The sequence below is a fragment of the Streptomyces sp. NPDC052016 genome (assembly GCF_044548445.1).
Classification (GTDB): domain Bacteria; phylum Actinomycetota; class Actinomycetes; order Streptomycetales; family Streptomycetaceae; genus Streptomyces.
This window is the reverse complement of the sequence record NZ_JBIUBX010000008.1, coordinates 119,338-136,002: the sequence shown is the minus strand read 5'-3', so window position 1 is coordinate 136,002 and position 16,665 is coordinate 119,338. Positions and strand designations below refer to the sequence as shown.

Here is a 16,665-nt window from a genome sequence, read left to right as displayed (position 1 = left end):
AAGGGGGGCCTCGTGGTCGCTCAGCACATGACCGGGACCAAGTCCGGGACCACATCCGGGACCGAATCCGGGACCGACGACGTCTCACGACTGGTAGCCAGGGGCGTCACGGTCGGGTACGGCGGACGGGTCGTCATCGACGATCTGGACGTGGCGATCCCGCCAGGGGTGATCACCACGATCATCGGTCCCAACGGCTGTGGAAAGTCGACCCTGTTGCGGACCCTGTCGCGGCTGCTCAAGCCGGCCAGGGGGACGGTCGTGCTGGACGGCGAGGACATCGGCAGGCTCAGGACCAGGGACGTGGCGAAGAAGCTCGGCCTGCTGCCGCAGGCGCCGGTCGCGCCGGAGGGGCTGACGGTGGCCGACCTGGTCGCCAGGGGCCGTCACCCGCACCAGAGTTGGCTGCGGCAGTGGTCGTCGGACGACGCCGCCGTCGTGGAACGCGCGCTGGCCATGACCGGGGTCTCCGACCTGGCCGACCGCCCGGTCGACGCGCTGTCGGGCGGACAGCGTCAGCGCGTGTGGATCTCGATGACGCTGGCTCAGGGCACCGACCTGCTGCTCCTGGACGAGCCGACCACCTATCTGGACCTGGCGCACGCGATCGACGTGCTCGACCTGGTGGACGACCTGCACGAGTCCGGATGCACCGTGGTCATGGTGCTGCACGACCTCAACCTGGCCACGCGGTACAGCGACAACCTCATCGTGATGCGGGCGGGGTCGATCCTGGCGCAGGGGCACCCGCGTGACGTCATCACCGCGGAGCTGCTGCGTGAGGCGTTCGGACTGCGCGCCCAGGTGATCGCGGACCCGGTGGGCGACCGGCCGCTCATCGTGCCGATCGGTCGCACGCATGTCCAGCCCGAACTCCCCAGCCCAAAAAGGTAGTTAGGCTAGGCTTACCTCATTTTTGTGGGTAGGGTTTGCGTGCCCTTAGAACGAGGCGCAGCGGACAGTGCGAGAGCAAGGGATTGCGGATGCTCCTCCATCGAACGACCCTCATGAGGCCCTGGCGGCGGATCGCGACGATGCTGTCGGCCGCGACCCTCGGCGTGGGGCTCCTCGCCGGATGCGGTTCCGACTCGGCGGACGACGACAAGTCGGCTGACAACGCCTCGGCTTCCGCCGCCGGCGTCTTCCCGGTCACGGTGGAGCACGCCTTCGGATCCACGAAGATCGCCAAGGCTCCCCAGCGGGTCGTCTCCGTCGGCTACACGGACGACCAGACCATCCTGGCGTTCGGCATCAAGCCGGTCGGCATGGTCGACCAGTACCCGAACCCCGCGGGCCAGACCCCCGACATCAACACCCAGTGGCCCTGGGTGAAGGAGAAGTGGGGCGACACCCAGCCCGAGGTCATCATGAAGAACGGTGACTCCGGCCCCAACTACGAGAAGATCGCCGCCCTGCGGCCGGACCTGATCATCGCGGTGTACTCCGAGATCGACCAGGCCGCCTACGACAAGCTCTCCAAGATCGCCCCGACGGTGGGCCGCACCAAGACCGAGAAGGAGCCCTTCAGCGCGCCCTGGCAGGACAACGCGCTGCACATCGCCAAGGCCCTCGGCAAGGCCGAGGAAGGCCAGAAGATGGTGGCCGACATCCAGGGCCGGCTGGACGCGGCCAAGAAGGGGCACCCCGAGCTCGCGAACCAGACCGCCGTCGCGCTGTCCTGGTACAAGGACTCGGTGGCGCCGTTCACCTCCACCGACGTGCGCGGACGGCTGGTGACGGGCATCGGCTTCAAGTACCAGACCGAGATCGACAAGATCGCGGACGGCAGCTTCTACACCACGCTCTCCCCCGAGCGCATCGACCTGGTCGACGTCGACCGCATCTTCGTCATCAACGACAAGGCGGACACGGACGCGCTGAAGAAGTTCGAGCTGTTCGCCAACCTGGACGCCGTGAAGAACGGCAAGGTGTCGTACCTGCTGGACAGCGAGGGCCCGGCGGTGGGCGCGGCCATCTCCCAGGGCACCCTGCTGTCCATGCCGTACGCGATCGACGAGCTCGTCAAGTCGGTCGAGTAGGTGTGAGCACGACCGACACGCGCGTCGCCCCGGCCGTCCTGCACACGGCGACCGGCCGCGAGGCCACCCGATGGGTCGCGGCGCACTGCCGCGAGGTGCCATGGCTGACGGTCGCCACCGTGCTCACCACGGTGGCCGGGGCTGCACTCCAGGTACTCCCGGTGCTCCTGCTCGGCCGGGTGGTCGACGGGGTCGTCGGGGGCGAACCGCGCTCGGTCCTGGTCACGGTCGGGGCTTTGATGGGGGCCGCCGCGCTGCTCGGCGCGGCGGCCACCGCGGCGTCGACCTACCTGATCGGGCGGCTGGGCGCGGATCTCCTCGCGCGGCTGCGGGAAGGCGCCGTGCGGGCGGTGCTGGGCATGCCGAGCGCACGGATCGAGCAGGTCGGCCGGGGGGACGTGCTGTCCCGGGTCGGCGACGACGTGGCCGTCGTCTCCAAGGGCATCCGCATGGCCATCCCGACGGTGTTCTCGGCGGGAGTGCTGGTCGTCATCGCCACGGTCGGGATGTTCGGACTTGACTGGCGGCTCGGTCTGGCGGGCGCCGGCGCGCTGCCCGCGTACGCGCTGGCCCTGCGCTGGTATCTCCCCCGGTCCGCCCCGCTCTACCGGAAGCAGCGTGCGGCCCAGGCCGACCGTGCGCAGGCGTTGATCAGCGGCCTGAACGGCATCGACACGGTCCGTGCGTACCGCCTCGAGAACGCCTTCCGCGAGAAGGTCACCAGCGAGTCGTGGCGGGTGCGCAACCTCGGCATCGAGGTGTTCCGGTTCTTCGGCCGCTTCGTCGGCAGGGAGAACCGCGCCGAGTTCATCGGTCTGGTCCTCATCCTCGTGGTGGGGTACGCCCTGCTGGAGGCCGATGCGGCCAGCCTGGGCGAGGTGTCGGCGGCCCCGCTGCTGTTCCACCGGCTGTTCACCCCGCTGGGCCTGATCATGTTCACCTTCGACGAGGCGCAGAAGTCGGGCGCGAGCCTGACCCGGCTGGTCGGGGTGCTGGGGGAGTCCGCCGAGGAACGGCTGGTGGGCGACGCGGCCGCCGCGTCGGTGGACGCCGCGTCGTACCCGGTGACCGTGCGGGGGCTGACGTTCCGTTACCCCGGCACCGACGAACCGGTCCTCCGGGACGTCGACCTGACGATTCCGGGCGGCGGTTCGCTCGCGCTGGTGGGGGCGACGGGCGCGGGCAAGACGACCCTGGCCGCGCTGATCGCGGGCATCGGGACACCGCAGGCCGGGTCGGTGCGCGTCGGGCCGACCGACCTCGCCGGTCTGGACGAGGCCGGGGCGCGGGCCTTGGTGAGCATCCTGACCCAGGAGACACACGTGTTCTCCGGCCCGCTCGCCGACGACCTGCGGCTGGCCGCGCCGGAAGCGACCGACGCCGAACTGCGGGACGCCTTGCGCACGGTCGGCGCCGACGAGTGGGTCGACGCGCTGCCCGACGGGCTGTACACCCCGGTCGGCGAGGGCGGCGAACGCCTGGACGTCACCAAGGTCGCCCAGATCGCCCTGGCCCGGCTGGTGCTGCGCCGGTCGCCGGTGGTGGTGCTCGACGAGTCGACCGCGGAGGCCGGCAGCGAGGGCGCCGCCGAGCTGGAGCGGGCCGTGCTGGCGGCCTGCTCGGGCCGGACCACCCTGTTCGTGGCACACCGGCTGACCCAGGCGATGGCGGCGGACCGCATCGCCGTGCTGGACGCCGGACGCGTCGTGGAGCAGGGAACCCACGAGGAGTTGGTGGCCCTGGGCGGCCGGTACGCGCGGCTGTGGCGCGCTTGGCGAGAGGGTAGTTAGGTAGGCCTAACTTAGGTTAGGCTCACTTTCATTCCTTGGAAGGGTGCTGATTCTTCGATGATGGAACCGAGCGCTCGTCACATACTGCTTTCTCCCCAGCGCCTGGCCGACGTCCGCCGGCGCGTCGGCGACCACTCCGACCGGGCCATCGCCGAAGCGTGCGCCATCGGCTTGTCCTACTGGGCGACGGGCGGGAGCCCCGACGGCATCGACCTCACCCCCGCCACCCTGTTCGCCGACGTCCTCGCATGGGTCGACAACGGAGGGACGGCGCCCGGTGGTTGGGAGGTCGGCGCGGACGGCCGGAGCATCACCGTCCCGGAAGGCGTCGTGCCGGCCGACGCACAGCTCGCGCTGGACGACCTGGCCGACTTCCCGGACCGGCCCCTCGGCACCATCGCCCCGGCCGACACGGCGGCGAGGCTCGAGGCGCTGGCCGAGTGGAACGACAACCAGGCCGACCGAATCCGCCCGACCCTGGTGGAGATGTTCCGCGAGCAGGCGCGGACCCGGCCGGACGCCGTCGCCGTCGTCGACGAGCGGCGCTCACTGACCTACCGTCAGGCATGCGAGCTGTCCAGCCAGTTGGCCCACCACCTCGTCGAACGAGGACTCAGGGCCGAACAGGTCGTCGGCATCTCGCTGGGCCGCTCCGCCGACATGGTGATCGGGCTGCTCGCCGTGCTCCAGGCCGGGTGCGCGTTCGTGCCCCTCGATCCGCAGTGGCCCGCCGCGCGCCGCGCCGTCGTCATCGAGGACGCACGGGTCGTGGTGCAGCTCAACGACTCGGGCGAACACGATCCGGACGAACCGGAGGCCGTCGCCGTCGACCTCGGCGACTGGCGGTTCGGCTCCTACCCCACCGAGGGGACCGGCGTCACGGTCCACGGCAACGCCCTGGCCTACGTCATCTTCACGTCCGGCTCCACCGGTCGGCCCAAGGGCGCGATGATCCGCCACGAGGCCATCAGCGAACGCCTGCTGTGGCAGGTGAACGAGATCCTCGGCTTCGGCCCCGACGACGCGTCGCTGTTCAAGGCGCCGCTGTCCTTCGACATCTCCGTCAACGAGATCTTCCTGCCGCTGATCAGCGGCGGCAGACTGGTGGTCCTGCGGCCCGGCGGCGAACGCGACCCGCACCACCTGCTGAGCGTCATCGCCGAACAGCGCGTCACCTTCACGTACCTGGTGTCGTCCATGCTGGACGTGCTGCTGGAGATCGCGGGCGACTCCGACCGGCTGGACAGCCTGCGGCACGTGTGGTGCGGCGGCGAGGTGCTGACCCCGGAGCTGTACGAGCGGTTCCGCACCAGGCTCGACATCCCCATGTACCACGGCTACGGCCCCGCCGAGACGACGATCGGCGTCTCGCACGTCATCTACCGGGGCGAGGCGGAACGCCTGTCGACGTCGATCGGCAAGGCCAACCCCAACACCCAGCTGTACGTGCTGGACGACGAACTGCGCCCGGTCCCGGTCGGGGTCGGCGGCGAACTGTACGTGGGGGGCTTCCTCCTGGGACGCGGATACGTCAACGCGCCCGGCCTGACGGCGTCCCGCTTCGTGGCGAACCCCTTCGCGACGGACGGCTCCCGGCTGTACCGGACCGGTGACCTCGCGCGGTTCGCCCCGGACGGGTCGCTGGACTTCCTGGGCCGGGCCGACAACCAGATCAAGATCCGCGGTATGCGGCTGGAGATCGAGGACGTCGAGGTCGGTCTCGCGGAGCACCCCGCGGTACGGCACACCTGCGTCGTCGCGAAGAAGAACACGGCCGGCGGCACCTACCTCGTGGGGTACGTGATCCCGGCCGCCGGAAGCGAGGACCTGCGGGCGGAGTCCGTGAAGGCGTGGGCCGTCGAGCACATGGTGGAGTACATGGTGCCCGCCCACATCGTCGTCATGGACGAGTTCCCGCTCACCGCCAACGGCAAGATCGACCGGCGCGCGCTGCCGGAGCCCACGATCGGGACGGGCTCGGCCGTCCAGCCCACCACCGACAACGAACGGGCCGTGTGCGCGGCGGTCGCGACGGTGCTGCGGCTCGACGAGGTCGGCGTCGACCAGGACTTCTTCCAGCTCGGCGGAGACAGCATCCTGGCGATCTCGCTGCTGAGCGCGCTGCGCGACGCGGGCCTCTACGTGACGGCACGGCAGATCTTCACCCACAGCACCGTGGGGGCGCTGGCGGCGGTGGCGAGCCGTGAGGACACCGCCACGGTCGACCACAGGGACGTCCCGACCGGTTCCGTCGTGGGATCGCCCATCGTGCAGTGGCTCGGCGAGACGACGGACGCGATCGACGGCTTCGTGCAGTCGGTGGTGCTGAACACCCCGGCGGACCTGACCGCCGACGCCCTCCACGAGATCCTCGGCGCCGTGGTCGGCCGGCACCACATGCTGCGCGCCAGGCTGGTGCGCGGCGACCGCTGGAGCTTCGACATCCCGGAGGCGGACCAGGCCTTTCCGTGGTGGCAGGAGAGCGATCGGCCGCTCGACGAGTGCGTCGCGCTCGCCACCGACGGCCTGGACCCCGACAACGGCGTGATGCTGCGCGCGGTATGGCGCCGCGAGGCACGGCAGCTGATCCTGGTCGCACACCACGTGGTGATCGACGGCGTGTCCTGGCGGGTCCTCATGGACGACCTGGCCACCGCATGGCGGCAGTTCGCCTCGGGCGCGCCGATCGAGTTGCCCCCGGTGGGCACGTCGTTCCGGCGCTGGACCCAGATGCTGGAGCGCGCGGCGTTCGACGCGGACAGTTCCTACCACCGGCGCCCGCTGCCGGGAGAGGACCGACTCGTCGGCCGACGCGCGCTGTCCGAAACCGACACCGTCGCGAGGGAGCGACTGCGGACCGTCTCGGTCGGACCCGAGACAACGGCCGCGCTGCTGGGCGAGACACCCGCGAAGTTCCACGCGGGCGTCAACGACGTCCTGATGACCGCGCTCGCCGTCACCCTCGCACGGTGGCGCCGCGACCTCGGCCAGGACCAGACGTTCGCGCACATCGAACTCGAGGGCCACGGCCGCGAAGCACGGTTCGTGGCGGCCTCCGCCGGATTCGAGCCCGAACTGTCGCGGACCGTCGGCTGGTTCACCACCCTGTTCCCGGTGATCGTCGACCCGGGCCCGGCGGCCGACTTCACCGCACCCGCATACCTGGCCGCCGCGCTCAAGGCGGTCAAGGAAGACCTGGCCCAGGTGCCGGACAACGGCGTCTCCTACGGCGCCCTGCGGTACCTGACCCACACCGGGTTCGACGCCCCCGCGCCCCACGTGCTCTTCAACTACCTGGGCCGCTACGACGCGGGCGCGTCCGGAGACTGGCAACTCGCCCGCACCACGGGGCAACTGGGCGAGAAGCGCGACCCGCGGATGCGCCTGCCGCGCGCCCTGGAGTTCAACGCGATCGCCGAACCCGCCTCGACCGGCGGCGAGTACGAACTGGTCACCACCATCTCCTGGCCCGACGGGATGTTCACCGACGAGGACATCACGACCATCGGCGGGTACTTCCGCGCGGCCCTGGCCGGGCTGGCCGCGCTCGACCGGGGCGGCCACTCTCCCAGCGACTTCCCCCTGGTGCCGCTCACGCAGGCCGACGTCGACGCCCTGGACGGCCCGGCGCTGCGGGACATCCTGCCGCTGACCCCGCTGCAGGAGGGCCTGTACTTCCACTCGGTCTTCGACGACGACTCGGCCGGCGCCTACGTCGAGCAGCAACTGCTCACGCTGCACGGCGACGTGGACGCCGACCGGCTCGCGGCCGCGGCCACCCGGCTGCTCACCCTGTACCCAAACCTGGCCGCACGCTTCACGGCCCTCGCCGACGGCCGTGTGGTCTCCGTACTGGAGAGCGGCGTGGAGGCGCCCTTCACCACGCTGGACCGCCCCGGCATCACCGACGAGGAGATACGCGACCTCGCCGAACGGGACCGCCGTGCCGGGTTCGACCTGGCCGCCGGCCCGCTGATGCGGTACACGCTCCTGCGCGCCGGCTCCGGCCGGAACGTCCTGGTGCAGACCGTGCACCACATCATCGCCGACGGCTGGTCGGTGCCGCCGATGCTCCGCGCTCTGCTGGCCGAGTACCACGCGCCGGGGACCGTGTACCCGCTCGGCGGCTTCCCCGACTACGTGCGATGGCTCGCCGGACGCGACGACGACGAGAGCGACCGGGTGTGGCGCGACGAGCTCGCCGGTCTGCCCGGCCCCTCGCTGGTCGCCGCAGGACACACCCCGTCCGACCGGTTCGCCGACACCGCGGTGGAGCCGGGCGACGACGTCGACGCGGCCGTCCGGGCGGCAGGCGTGCCGCTGAGCGTGGCCGTGCACAGCGCCTGGGCGGTGACCCTGGGCGGCATCCTGCACGGCAGGGACGTGGTGTTCGGCTCCACGGTGTCCGGGCGCGACGCCGACGTGCCCGGCATCGAGGACATGGTGGGCCTGTTCATCAACACGATCCCCGTACGCGCCCGCTGGACCGGCACGACCACGGCGCGGGACCTCCTCGCCTCCGTGCGGGAACACCAGAGCGCGGTGCTGCCGCACCAGCACGTCTCGCTGGCCAGGATCGGGCGCCAGGCCGGGGCCGGTTCCCTGTTCGACACCCTGGTGGTGTTCGACGTCGCGACCGATGTGGACGCTCTGCGGCGACCCGGCGACACGCTGGTCATCACGGACATCGTGAACGAGGGCGCCCCGCACTACCCGTTGACCCTGGTGGTGGAACGCACCCTCGACGGCCGGCCGCGCTTCAACCTCGTCTACGACGGCGCACTGCTGCGGGAGGCGGCTGCCCGGGCGATCCTGCGGACGTTCACGCAGACCCTCACCGGCCTGCTCACCCGGCCGGACGCCCTGGTCGACGACCTGGCGCCCGAGGTCGCCCGGAGTCCCGTCCCGATCACCCCGGTGACCTTGGGCGGACTGTTCGACGCCGCCGCGCACCGCGACCCCGCCGCCACCGCCGTCACCCAGTGCGCCCTCGACGGCGGCACCCGGTCACTGACGTACGGCGAACTGGCGGAGGCCAAGAACGAGTTGGCCTCGGCGCTGCGCGCGGCCGGCGTCGGACCGGGCAAGCGGGTCGCCGTGGCCGTCCCGCGCTCCCTCGAGCAGGTCGTCGCCCTCGTCGCGATCGTCACCGCGGGCGGCGCCTACGTGCCGCTGGACCTGGCGTACCCGGACGAACGGCTGGAGTACATCCTGGCCGACGCCGCTCCGCAGGTCGTGCTCGTGGACCGCGCGCAGCAGGACCGCTTCACCGAACTGCTGGCCCGGGCGGGGCTGCCCGCCCGCGTGCTGGTGCAGGGAGAGGAGCGGCCCCTGGGAACCGCCGAGGGCGCCCCCGAGGCCGCTTCCGAGGTCAGCCGGCACGACCCCGCGTACGTGATCTACACGTCCGGATCGACCGGCCGCCCCAAGGGCGTCGTCGTCCCGCACTCCAGTGTGGTGTCGCTGCTCGCGAACACCCGGCCCGACATGGACTTCGGCCCGCAGGACGTATGGGTCCAGTTCCACTCCTACTCCTTCGACTTCGCGGTCTGGGAGCTGTGGGGCGCGCTGGCGCACGGCGGTGAGCTGCTGGTGCCGGAGTACGGACTGACCCGCTCACCGGTCGACTTCCACCGGCTGGTCCGCGAGCGCGGGGTCACCGTGCTCAACCAGACACCGTCGGCGTTCTACCAGTTCATCGAGGCCGACCGGCACGCCGGCGAGCCGCTGCCCGCACTGCGCCGGATCATCTTCGGAGGCGAGGCGCTGGATCTCGGGCGGCTGCGCGGCTGGGTCGAGCGGCACGGCACCGCATCGCCCGAACTGGTCAACATGTACGGCATCACCGAGACCACCGTCCACGTCACCCACCGGGTGCTGACGGACGAGGACTTCCGCTCCGGCGACGACGTCAGCCCGATCGGCGGTCCGATCCCCGGCCTGGTCACCTACCTGCTCGACGAGAGGCTCCGGCCGGTGCCGCCGGGCCGGGTGGGCGCCATCTACGTCGCCGGCGACCAGGTGTCGCTCGGCTACCTGGGCAGGCCGGGGCTCACCGCGGGCCGGTTCGTGGCGAACCCGTTCACGAACGACGGCTCCCGCATGTACCACACCGGCGACCTCGCCCTCCGCACACTCGACGGTGAGCTGGAGTTCACCGGCCGCGCCGACGACCAGGTGCAGCTCAAGGGCTTCCGCATCGAGCTCGGCGAGGTCGAGTCCGCGCTCAGGGAGGTCGACGGCGTGGTCGACGTGGCCGTCACCGTGGCGGACAGCGGCGACCACCTGGTCGCGCACGTCGTGGGCCGGGCGCCCGGCGACCTCACCGCCCTGCTGTCCGCGAAGCTGCCCGCGCACATGGTGCCGGGGCGGGTGCTGACGGTCGACGCGCTGCCGCTGACGGTCAACGGGAAGCTGGACCGGAAGGCTCTGGCCGCACGTGCCGCACGTGCCGCACAGGACGACATCCCTGTGACCACGAGTGACTCCGTGCTCACCGCACTGGTCGACATCTTCACCGACACGCTGCCCGGCTCGGCCGTCGACGCCGGCACCGACTTCTTCCGGGCCGGCGGCGACAGCATCGTCGCCATCACCGTGGTCAACCGGGCCAGGGCGCTCGGCCTCGCGATCGCGCCCCGGGACGTGTTCCTGTTCAGGACGCCGCGCGCGCTCGCCGAGCACCTGGGAAGGCACACACCGCAGGCCGCGGCGTCCGCTCCCGCACCCGCCCGCCCCGAGGACGGCCCGCTCGCACCGACGCCGATCATCCTGCGCCGGCGCGAACTGGGCGGCTCCCTCACCCGGTTCGCGCAGGCCCGGACGCTCGTGGCCCCCGAGGGCACCGCGTTCGCCGACGCCGAGCGCGCCGCGAACGCCGTCGTGGCCGCGCACCCGGTCCTCCGGCTCCGGCTGCGCGTCGAGCACGGGGTGTGGGCCCTGCGCACCGAACCCGCCCGCGAGGTCACCGTCGTACGGGCGGACACGACCGACGCTACGGCCGTGGCGAACGAAGCCGCCGGACGACTCGACCCCGAGTCCGGGGACGTCGTCGCGTTCGCGTGGCTGGAGGCGAGCCGGACCCTCGTGGTCACCGTGCACCACCTCGCCGTCGACTCGGTGTCCTGGCTGGTCCTGCTGGACGACCTGGCCTGCGCCCTGCGCGGAGAGCCCCTGGCACCGCCGACCACGTCGTACGCCGAGTACGCCGAAGCGCTGGCGCTCCGGTCCACCCAGGACGTCGACGACGTCGGCCACTGGATCACGACACTTCAGGCGCCCGGACTCCTCCCGGCGATCGGGGAGCTGCGCGAGACCACCGTCGTGCTCCCACCCGAGGTGAGCGACCGCGTGACGCGTACCGCGCCCGCCGCACTCGGCGTCGGTCTCACCGAGCTGCTGTGCGGCGCGCTGCGCACCGCGCTGACCCGCGTCCAGCCGTCACCCACCGATCTCGCGATCGAACTGGAGCGGCACGGCCGGGTCCCCGTCCTCGAGCACCACGACTACACCCGCACGGTCGGCTGGTTCACCGCCATCGCGCCCGTGCGGCTCACCGCGCACACCGACCCCGTCGCCGCGGCGCGCGAGGTCGCCGCACGCCAGCCGGACGAGTGCGGGCACGTCGCCTACGGCCGGCTCCGGTACCTCAACCCGCAGACGGCCCCGCTGCTGACCGCCCGCCCACAGGTGCTGTTCAACTACCTCGGCCGGGGCAGCGAGTCCCAGGCACTCCACATCACCGCCGGCGACCAGGGCAGCCCGTACGCCGTCGAGGTCAACGCGTGGCTCGACGCGGACACCGGGAGCCTGCACGCCGAGTTCATCCTCGCCGAGGGCATCCCCGACGAGATCACCCGGCACTGGCGGAGCGCCCTGGAACGCATCGCGGACGCCTCCGCGACCGCCGAGCGCACCGCACCGGTCACACCGCTCCAGCGGGGCCTGTTCTTCCAGGCCCAGATGGCGGGCTCCGCGGGGCACTACGTCGCCCAGAGCTGGTTCACCTTCGACCGGCGCCTGGACACCGACGCGCTGGCGGAGGCGATGGCGTACGTGATCGCCCGGCACCCGGTCGTCGGCGCCGGCTTCACCACCGACGACGACGGGAACCCCGTCCAGGTCCTCTCCGCGGGCCGCCGGGGCGACGTCCGCACCGTCCGGCTGTCGACCGACGCGGAGGTCGAGGCGCTGCGCGCCCGGGACCGCGACACCGGGTTCGACCCCGGTGAGCCGCCGCTGATCCGGACGACCGTGGTCCGTCTGCCCGACGACCGCGACGGCCTGCTGCTGAGCTACCACCTGCTGCTGTGGGACGGCTGGTCCCGCGAGATCGTCCTGCGGGACCTGTTCGACGCCTATGAGGCCGTCCTGGCGGGCGAGTCGCTCGACCCGGCCCCGGCCACGCCGAGCTTCGAGGACCACGCCCGCGCGCTCGCCGCAAAGGACTCCGCCGCGTCGGAACGCTTCTGGGCGCAGCACCTGGCCGGCCTCCCCGGTCCGACGCTGCTCGCCGGCCCGGCGCCGGCCCTCTCCGACGAACTGCCGCGCGCGCTCGTGCACACGCTGTCGGCCGAACGGTCGGACCTGCTGCGGGACGCGGCCAGGACGCACGGCGTCACGCTGAACTCGGTGCTGACCGGTGCGTTCGGCCTCCTGCTGGGCGCCCACACGGGCCGCGGTGACGCCGTCTTCGGCGTGACCGTGTCCGGCCGGGAGGGCGAGGGCCTGGACGGCATCGTCGGCGTTCTGCTCAACACCGTGCCCCTGTGGACGCGGGCACGGCCGGACGACTCGGTCCGGGAGTACCTGTCGGCCGTGCAGGCGGCCAGGGTCGAGGCGATGGAGCACGAACACCTCGGGCTCGGCGAGATCCAGCGGGCCAGCGGGCACGACACCCTGTTCGACAACCTGTTCGTGCTCCAGAACTTTTTGGACCTCGACGCGTTGGCCGAGATGAACGCCCGGCACGGCATCACCTCGGTCAAGGCCGACGACTCCACCCACTATCCCTTCACCTGGGTCGTCACGCCCGGCGACCGGCTCACGGTCAAGCTGGAGTACCGCGACGGCGACACCGGGAACGCCCGTCGTCTCCTCGACGACTACCTGGGCGTGCTCGAAGACCTGGCCCGGTCGACCGGGCCGATGGGCGCGCTGCGGGGGCTGGGGCAGGAGCCCGAGCCCGCCGAACGCACGGACGTCGGGACGGACACGGTGGTCGACCGGTTCGACCGGGCGGCGGATCGTGACCCGGGGCGGGTGGCGCTCGTCGCCCACGGCTCGACCATGACCTTCGCCCGGCTCCGGGACCGCAGCCGCGCGGTGGCGGGCGTGCTCGCCGCCCGTGGCATCGGCCCCGAGACGACCGTGGGTCTCGCGATCCCGCGCTCCCTCGACTCGATCGTGGCGCTGTTCGCCGTACTGCGCGTCGGTGCCGCGTACGTGCCGCTGGAGCTGGACCACCCGGACGAGCGGATCGCGTCGATCGTCGAGGACGCCCGCCCGGAGGTGATCCTCACCGTGAGCTCCGTGTCGCCGCGGCTGGCCTCGCTCACCGGCGACCTGATCGAGCTGGACCGCCCGCTGCCCGAGGCCGAGCCGTTCGTCACGTTCGCGCCCGACGACCCGAACCGTCTGCGGCACCCCGCGTACACGATCTACACCTCCGGATCGACCGGGAAGCCCAAGGGTGTGGTGACCGAGTACGCAGGGCTCACCAACATGCTGGTCAACCATCAGCGGCGGATCTTCGAACCGGTGCTGGCGGACCACGGCCACCGGGTCTTCCGCATCGCCCACACCGTGTCGTTCGCGTTCGACATGTCGTGGGAGGAGCTGCTGTGGCTCGCCGACGGCCACGAAGTGCACATCTGCGACGAGGAGTTGCGCCGTGACGCGCCCCGGCTCGTCGAGTACTGCCTCGAGCACGGGATCGACGTCGTCAACGTGACCCCGACCTACGCGCAGCAGCTGGTGGCCGAGGGCCTGCTGGACGACCCGGAACGGCGCCCGGCGCTGGTGCTGCTGGGCGGCGAGGCCGTCACCCCGACCCTGTGGCAGCGGCTCGCCGAGACCGAGGGGACGGTCGGCTACAACCTGTACGGGCCCACCGAGTACACCATCAACACCCTCGGCGTCGGCACCTTCGAGTGCGCTGACCCTGTGGTGGGCGTGGCCATCGACAACACCGACGTGTACGTGCTGGACCCGTGGCTGCGGCCCCTGCCGGACGGGGTTCCCGGCGAGCTGTACGTGGCGGGCGTCGGCATCGCGCGCGGCTATCTCGGGCAGCCCGCCCAGACCGCGCACCGCTTCGTCGCGTGCCCGTTCGGCGCACCCGGCGAGCGCATGTACCGCACCGGCGACCTGGTGGTCCGCCGGCCCGACGGGAACCTGATGTACCTGGGCCGCACCGACCAGCAGGTCAAGATCCGCGGGCACCGGGTAGAACTCGGCGAGGTCGAGGCCGTGTTCGCGGCGCACCCGGCCGTGCGCTTCGTCGCCGCGGTCGCCCAGCCCGACCCGCAGGTCGACGGCGCGTACCGGCTGGCCGCCTATCTGGTGCTGGAGGGCGCGGAACTGGCGGCCGTGGCCGCCGAAGTGGGCGCCGGCCTGCCGGACTTCCTGCGGCCGACGCACTACGCCCAGGTCGACAGCATCCCCCTGACGGTGAACGGGAAGGCTGACACGAAGGCGCTGCCGGAGGCCAAGCCGCTCGGCGCGTTGACGACGGCGGGGGAGCGCGGCCCGGAGACCGAGACCGAGACCGTGGTGTGCGAGTTCTTCGCCGAGGCACTGGACCTGGACGACGACGAGGTGAGCGCGGTGAGCGACTTCGTGTCCCTGGGAGGACACTCCATGCTGGCGGTGCGGCTGATCGGGCTGCTCCGCCGGGAGTACGGTCCCGTGATCACGATCCGCGATCTGTTCACCCTGCGAACCCCGGAAGCGATTGCCCGCCACCTCGATGACAACTCCTGACACGCAGCGGACCCGCTCGGGGTCCGACATCCTCCGCACCGCACTGCGCCGCAATGTCGGCGCCATGGCCTCGGGCACCGTCCTCATGGGCCTGTACCAGGCGGGCGAGACGGCCTTTCCCATCGCGCTCGGCCTGATCGTCGAACACACGATGCGGGACCGCAGCCTCGGATCGCTCGGCCTGTCGATCGCCGCGCTGGCCGTGATCATCACGACGGTGTCGCTGTCGTGGCGGTTCGGGATGCGCGTCCTGCAGAAGGCCAACACGACCGAGGCACATCGCTGGCGGGTGCAGGTGGCCGCCTGCGGACTCCAGCCGGTGGCCAGGGACGTCGACCTGAAGTCCGGCGAGGTGCTGACCATCGCCACCGAGGACGCCGACCAGACCGCCGACATCATCGAGGTGGTGCCGCTGCTGATCAGCTCGCTGGTCGCGGTACTGGTCGCGGCGGTCGCGCTGGGCCTGGCCGACGTGCGGCTCGGTCTGCTGGTGATCGTGGGAACCGTGGCGATCCTGTCGATCCTGAGCGTGATGTCCCGGCGGATCGGCTCCAGCACCCAGGAACAGCAGGCCCGGGTGGCACGGGCGGGCGCCAAGGTCGCCGACCTGATCACCGGACTGCGCCCGCTGCACGGCTTCGGAGGCAACCACCAGGCGTTCCTGTCCTACCGGAGGGTCAGCACGGAGGCCAAGCACCAGGCGATCACCGTCGCCAAGGTGAACGGCGTGTACGCCGGCACCGCCCTGGCCCTCAACGCGGTCCTCGCCGCCGCCGTGACCCTGACGGCGGGGTGGCTCGCGTTCGACGGCCGCATCAACATCGGCGAACTGGTCATGGCCGTGGGGCTGGCGCAGTTCATCATGGAACCGCTCAAGCTGTTCTCGGAGATGCCCAAGTACGTGATGATCGCGCGGGCGTCGGCCGAGCGGATGGCGCTGGTGCTGGCGGCACCGCCGGTGGCGACCCCGGGGACGGAGCGCCCGGCCGCGGGCGGGGACCTCGAGATCGACGGCGTCCGGCACGGGTCCCTGCGCAGGCTGAAGTTCCAGGTGAACGCGGGCGAGTTCGTGGCGATCGCCGCCTACCAGCCGCGTGCCGCGGCCGACCTGGCGTCGATCCTGGCGGTGAGGGTCCCGCCCGAGGCGTACGAGGGGGTGGTCCGGGTGGGCGGGCGGGAGCTCGCCGACCTGTCGATCGAGGCGGTCCGCGAGCACATGCTGGTGAACCCCTACGACGCGGAGATCTTCGCGGGCACCCTCCGCACGAACATCGACCCGTCGGGCACCAGCCGGACGGTTCCGGAGGCCGTCGAGGCGTCCATGCTGACCGACGTCGTCGCCCTCCACCGCGAAGGGCTCAACTACGGCGTCCGCGACCGCGGCGCCAACCTCTCCGGGGGGCAGCGCCAACGGCTGTCGCTGGCCCGCGCCCTGGCCGCCGACACCGACGTCCTCGTCCTGCACGACCCGACGACAGCCGTGGACGCGGTCACCGAGCAGCTCATCGCCCGCAACGTCGCGAAGCTGCGCCGGGGACGCACCACCGTCGTGATCACCAGCAGCCCGGCGCTCCTGGACGCCGCCGACCGTGTCCTCGTCCTGGACGACGGCGTCATCACGGCCGAGGACACCCATCGCAACCTCCTCGCCACCGACGAGGACTACTGCTCGGCGGTGGCTCGCTGACGTGACCTCCCGGCGGCCCGGGGAGCGTTCGGCTCGGCGCCCCCGAGGCCGCCCGGATTTCTTGAGGCCGCGGGGCACCTCCTGGGCCGCCCGGGTTCCCCGAGGCAGCCGGGCGCCCCCCAGGCCGCCCGGGCTCCCCGAGGCCGCTCGGATCCGTCGAGGCCTG

Annotated in this window: 5 protein-coding genes; all 5 read left to right on the top strand. The window is 71.9% G+C overall.

Annotation, left to right across the window (positions count from 1 at the left end):
- The first annotated feature begins 27 nt into the window (after positions 1 to 27).
- A complete protein-coding gene (locus ACIHAR_RS12540) occupies positions 28 to 894 on the top strand; it encodes an ABC transporter ATP-binding protein (protein ID WP_365466780.1) in 867 nt (288 codons plus the stop codon).
- A gap of 89 nt (positions 895 to 983) precedes the next feature.
- Entirely contained in the window at positions 984 to 2,039 is a 1,056-nt protein-coding gene (locus tag ACIHAR_RS12535) for an iron-siderophore ABC transporter substrate-binding protein (RefSeq protein ID WP_400019009.1), read from the top strand.
- Between the two features lie 2 nt (positions 2,040 to 2,041).
- A complete protein-coding gene (locus ACIHAR_RS12530) occupies positions 2,042 to 3,829 on the top strand; it encodes an ABC transporter ATP-binding protein (protein WP_365466748.1) in 1,788 nt (595 codons plus the stop codon).
- 57 nt (positions 3,830 to 3,886) lie between these two features.
- Positions 3,887 to 14,812 carry an amino acid adenylation domain-containing protein gene (locus ACIHAR_RS12525; protein ID WP_400019007.1) on the top strand — a complete coding sequence of 3,642 codons (10,926 nt, stop codon included), beginning with the start codon at positions 3,887 to 3,889 and terminating at the stop codon, positions 14,810 to 14,812.
- Positions 14,799 to 16,499: an ABC transporter ATP-binding protein gene (locus ACIHAR_RS12520; protein WP_400019005.1), complete on the top strand. Its 1,701-nt coding sequence runs from the start codon at positions 14,799 to 14,801 to the stop codon at positions 16,497 to 16,499. The genes ACIHAR_RS12525 and ACIHAR_RS12520 overlap by 14 nt, the downstream gene beginning before the upstream one ends.
- Positions 16,500 to 16,665 lie beyond the last annotated feature (166 nt).

Excerpts from the sequence above, each read along its gene's own strand:
- ACIHAR_RS12540 (WP_365466780.1), top strand. The coding sequence starts at position 28 with ATGACCGGGACCAAGTCCGGGACCACATCCGGGACCGAATCCGGGACC.
- ACIHAR_RS12525 (WP_400019007.1), top strand. The coding sequence starts at position 3,887 with ATGATGGAACCGAGCGCTCGTCACATACTGCTTTCTCCCCAGCGCCTG.
- ACIHAR_RS12520 (WP_400019005.1), top strand. The coding sequence starts at position 14,799 with ATGACAACTCCTGACACGCAGCGGACCCGCTCGGGGTCCGACATCCTC.
- ACIHAR_RS12535 (WP_400019009.1), top strand. The coding sequence starts at position 984 with ATGCTCCTCCATCGAACGACCCTCATGAGGCCCTGGCGGCGGATCGCG.